This is a genomic window from Microbacterium sp. (assembly GCF_011620715.1).
GTDB lineage: Bacteria > Actinomycetota > Actinomycetes > Actinomycetales > Microbacteriaceae > Microbacterium.
Map to the genome: position 1 here is coordinate 1 of NZ_WOYP01000068.1, position 4208 is coordinate 4208.

4 protein-coding genes are annotated in these 4208 nt (G+C 69.9%); all 4 read left to right on the top strand.

Annotated elements, in window-relative coordinates; all coding sequences use genetic code 11:
• Positions 1-64 precede the first annotated feature (64 nt).
• The 4 genes from QZV84_RS06555 to guaA are packed head-to-tail and all read left to right on the top strand — an operon-like array spanning position 65 to position 4173.
• Positions 65-1183 carry a GuaB3 family IMP dehydrogenase-related protein gene (locus QZV84_RS06555; protein WP_292827139.1) on the top strand — a complete coding sequence of 373 codons (1119 nt, stop codon included), beginning with the start codon at positions 65-67 and terminating at the stop codon, positions 1181-1183.
• Positions 1180-2037 (top strand): SURF1 family cytochrome oxidase biogenesis protein, encoded by an 858-nt coding sequence (locus QZV84_RS06560; protein WP_292827133.1) that lies wholly within the window; start codon positions 1180-1182, stop codon positions 2035-2037. Before QZV84_RS06555 ends, QZV84_RS06560 begins: the two co-directional genes overlap by 4 nt.
• A gap of 40 nt (positions 2038-2077) precedes the next feature.
• Positions 2078-2578: a DUF3817 domain-containing protein gene (locus QZV84_RS06565; protein ID WP_292827136.1), complete on the top strand. Its 501-nt coding sequence runs from the start codon at positions 2078-2080 to the stop codon at positions 2576-2578.
• A gap of 11 nt (positions 2579-2589) precedes the next feature.
• Entirely contained in the window at positions 2590-4173 is a 1584-nt protein-coding gene (gene guaA, locus QZV84_RS06570) for a glutamine-hydrolyzing GMP synthase (RefSeq protein WP_292827142.1), read from the top strand.
• The last annotated feature ends 35 nt before the right edge of the window (positions 4174-4208 follow it).

Below are 4208 nucleotides of genomic sequence, written 5' to 3' on the forward strand. Positions count from 1 at the left end.
CGGCGCCGACCATGACCGGGAGCCGAGCGACCCCGATGCCGCCGGGTAGGCTGAACAGGTGAGCATGGAGATCGAGATCGGTCGCGCGAAGCGTGCGCGTCGCGCCTACACGTTCGACGACATCGCTGTCGTGCCGTCTCGGCGCACCCGCAATCCCGAGGACGTCTCGACCGCCTGGACGATCGACGCCTTCCCGTTCGCGATTCCCGTGCTCGGCGCCCCGATGGACTCGGTCGTGAGTCCCCGGACGGCGATCATGCTGGGACAGCTCGGCGGCCTGGGCGTGCTGGATCTCGAGGGCCTGTGGACCCGCTACGACGACCCGGAGCCCTACCTGGCCGAGATCGCCGCACTCGATGACGCGATGGCGACGCAGCGGATGCAGGAGCTCTACGCCGAGCCGATCAAGCCCGAGCTCGTGCGCGATCGCCTCGCCGAGATCCGCGCCGGCGGGGTCACCGTCGCCGGCGCTCTCACGCCGCAGCGCACGCAGCAGCTGTACGAGACGGTCGTCGCGGCCGGCGTCGACCTGTTCGTGATCCGCGGCACCACGGTCTCAGCCGAGCACGTCTCGTCGGTGGACCAGCCGCTGAACCTCAAGAAGTTCATCTACGACCTCGACGTCCCGGTCATCGTCGGGGGCGCGTCCACCTACACGGCCGCACTGCACCTGATGCGCACCGGTGCGGCGGGTGTGCTCGTCGGCTTCGGCGGGGGAGCGGCGTCGACCACGCGCGCCACGCTCGGCATCCACGCCCCGATGGCCACCGCCGTGTCGGATGTCGCCGGCGCTCGGCGCGACTACCTCGACGAGTCGGGCGGACGCTATGTGCACGTGATCGCTGACGGCGGCGTGGGCACCTCGGGCGACATCGTCAAGGCGCTGGCGATGGGCGCGGATGCCGTCATGCTCGGCGTCGCGCTCTCCCGCGCGACCGATGCCCCCGGTCGCGGCTACCACTGGGGCCCGGAGTCGCACCACCCGAAGCTGCCCCGCGGCCACCGCGTCAGCGTCGAGCAGGTCACGACCCTCGAGTCGGTGCTGTACGGGCCGGCCCCCGTCGCCGACGGCACGGCGAACCTCATCGGCGCGCTCAAGAAATCCATGGCCACAACCGGGTACTCCGACCTCAAGGAGTTCCAGCGGGTCGATGTCGTGGTCGCACCGTACAGCGCGGGATGAGCTCTTCCAACCCCGTCCCTCTCGACGCGCTGCCGGAGGTCTTCCCCCCCACACTGCGCGAGGTCATGCTGCGGCCGCGGTGGATCGCGCTGCTCGCGCTGTGCCTGGTCGTGGCGGGGGTCTTCGCCTGGCTCGGACAGTGGCAGCTCGGCCGTGCGATCGACACCGATCCGACGCCGCCGGGTGCGACCGAGCAGGTGCAGCCGCTCGACGAGGTCGCCGCGCCGGGCGAGTACGTCGCCGAGCCGCTCGTCGGGCAGCGGGTCACCGTGAACGGCACGTGGGTGCCGGGCGACTTCATCGTGGTCTCGTCCCGCTTCAACGACGGCGTCGAGGGGTACTGGGTCACCGGGCAGCTGCGAGTCACGGACGACCAAGCCGCTCAGCCGACGTCGGTCGCCGTCGCGATCGGGTGGGCGGCCACGCAGGACGATGCGCTCGCTGCGATCGATCAGCTGAATCAGGATGCCGCGACCCCCGGTGCGGCCGACATCCCGCTCGCGATCACTGGGCGTCTCATCTCGGACGAGGGCCCGGTGCTCCCGCCGAAGACCGGCGATCCGCTGACGCTGACCCGCATGTCGCCGGCCGCGCTGCTCTCGCGATGGCACGACATCGAGGGTCTCGACGTGTATCGGGCCTATGTGGCTTCGGAGGCGCCCCAGGGGTCGCTCGACCCGATCTCCTCACCCGCCCCCGCAGAGAGCTCCCCGGTGAACTGGCTCAACATCTTCTATGCGATCGAGTGGGCGATCTTCGCCGGCTTCGCCTTCTACCTCTGGTACCGTCTCGCACGCGACGCCTGGGAGCGCGAGCTCGAAGAGTTCGAAGAGGCCGAGGCCGCGGCATCCTGACCCTCCGCCGGGCGGCGGATGTCCCCGGTAGACTGGTCGCATGTCGCCGGCCCCGAAACTCGCCTCGTTCCCGGCTATCCGCGGGGCGCTGAGGTTCTACCAGGTCTGCTCGGTCGTCACAGGCACGATGCTGCTGCTGCTGTGCGCCGAGATGGTCGTGAAGTACGCGTTCGGGTATGAGCTGTTCCTCGGCGGCTCGGGCGGCTTCCTGTGGTTCGCGCCGGTGGTCGAGGGCCCGAACGGGCACGAATCGACCGGCGACGGCCTGAACCTCTCGCTCGGCATCCTCGTCACGCACGGCTGGTTCTACGTCGTCTACCTGTTCGCGTGCTTCCGCGTGTGGAGCCTGATGCGCTGGCCGTTCCTGCGCTTCCTGCTGCTCGCGCTGGGCGGCATCATCCCGTTCCTGTCGTTCTTCCTCGAGGTGCGCGTCGCCCGCGAAGTGCGCGCGTACCTGAAGACCCGCGAAGACGTCGAACTTCACTCCCGCCCCGAGCACTCGTCTTTGACCCAGGCCGTCCCCGCGGAGAACGAGCGTTGACGCAGCACCCGCTGACTGCGCAGACCGAGACGAGTCAGCGGCCCGTGCTGGTCGTCGATTTCGGAGCGCAGTACGCCCAGCTCATCGCGCGCCGCGTCCGCGAGGCCGGCGTCTACAGCGAGATCGTGCCGCACACCGCCACCGCCGCCGAGATCGCTGCGAAGAATCCGGTCGGGCTGATCCTCTCCGGCGGTCCGTCGTCGGTGTACGAGCCCGGTGCGCCGGGGCTCGATCCCGGCGTCTTCGACCTCGGCGTGCCGACGCTCGGCATCTGCTACGGCTTCCAGGTGATGGCGCAGGCGCTCGGCGGCGAGGTCGCCAACACCGGTCTGCGTGAATACGGAGCGACGGATGCCGCCCTGGTGGGTGACGGCGGGATCCTGCTGGCCGGCCAGCCGGCCGCGCAGAACGTGTGGATGAGCCACGGCGACCAGGTCTCGAAGGCCCCTTCCGGGTTCGAGGTTCTGGCCTCGACTTCGGTCACGCCGGTCGCCGCGTTCGGCAGCGACGAGCGGCGCATGTACGGAGTGCAGTGGCACCCCGAGGTCAAGCACACCGACTTCGGGCAGCGTGTGATCGAGAACTTCCTGCATCAGGCGGCGGGCCTTCCGGCCGACTGGAACAGCGGCAACGTCATCGCCGAGCAGGTCGCCCGCATCCGCGAGCAGGTCGGCGCCGGCCGCGTGATCTGCGGGCTGTCGGGCGGAGTCGACTCCGCCGTGGCCGCCGCGATCGTGCACGAAGCGGTCGGCGACCAGCTGGTGTGCATCTTCGTGGACCACGGCCTGCTGCGCAAGGGCGAGCGCGAGCAGGTCGAGCAGGACTACGTCGCCTCCACGGGTGTGCGCCTGGTCACGATCGACGCGCGCGAGCAGTTCCTTTCCGCGTTGGCCGGTGTGTCCGATCCGGAGCAGAAGCGCAAGATCATCGGGCGCGAGTTCATCCGCTCGTTCGAGGCGGCCGAGAAGGCGCTCGTCGAGGAGGCGGCCGCCGACGGAGAGCCGATCCGCTTCCTCGTGCAGGGCACCCTGTATCCCGACGTCGTCGAATCCGGCGGCGGCACCGGCACCGCGAACATCAAGTCGCACCACAACGTCGGCGGCCTGCCCGAAGACCTGCAGTTCGAGCTCGTCGAGCCCCTCCGCACCCTGTTCAAGGACGAGGTCCGTGCGATCGGCCGCGAACTCGGCCTGCCCGAGGTGATCGTCGGACGCCAGCCGTTTCCGGGGCCCGGGCTCGGCATCCGGATCGTCGGTGAGGTCACCGCTGACCGGCTCGAGATTCTGCGCGATGCCGACGCGATCGCTCGCGAGGAGCTGACCCGCGCCGGTCTCGACGGCGAGATCTGGCAGTGCCCGGTCGTGCTGCTGGCCGATGTGCGCTCGGTCGGCGTGCAGGGCGATGGTCGCACCTACGGCCACCCGATCGTGCTGCGCCCGGTCTCGTCGGAAGACGCGATGACCGCCGACTGGACACGCCTGCCGTACGACGTGCTCGCCCGCATCTCGAACCGCATCACGAACGAGGTGCGCGAGGTCAACCGCGTGGTGCTCGACGTGACGAGCAAACCGCCGGGCACGATCGAGTGGGAGTGATCCGGTAGGTCGCCCGCGAGAAGGTGCGCTGCGTG

Excerpts from the sequence above, each read along its gene's own strand:
- QZV84_RS06555 (WP_292827139.1), top strand. The coding sequence starts at position 65 with ATGGAGATCGAGATCGGTCGCGCGAAGCGTGCGCGTCGCGCCTACACG.
- QZV84_RS06560 (WP_292827133.1), top strand. The coding sequence starts at position 1,180 with ATGAGCTCTTCCAACCCCGTCCCTCTCGACGCGCTGCCGGAGGTCTTC.
- QZV84_RS06565 (WP_292827136.1), top strand. The coding sequence starts at position 2,078 with ATGTCGCCGGCCCCGAAACTCGCCTCGTTCCCGGCTATCCGCGGGGCG.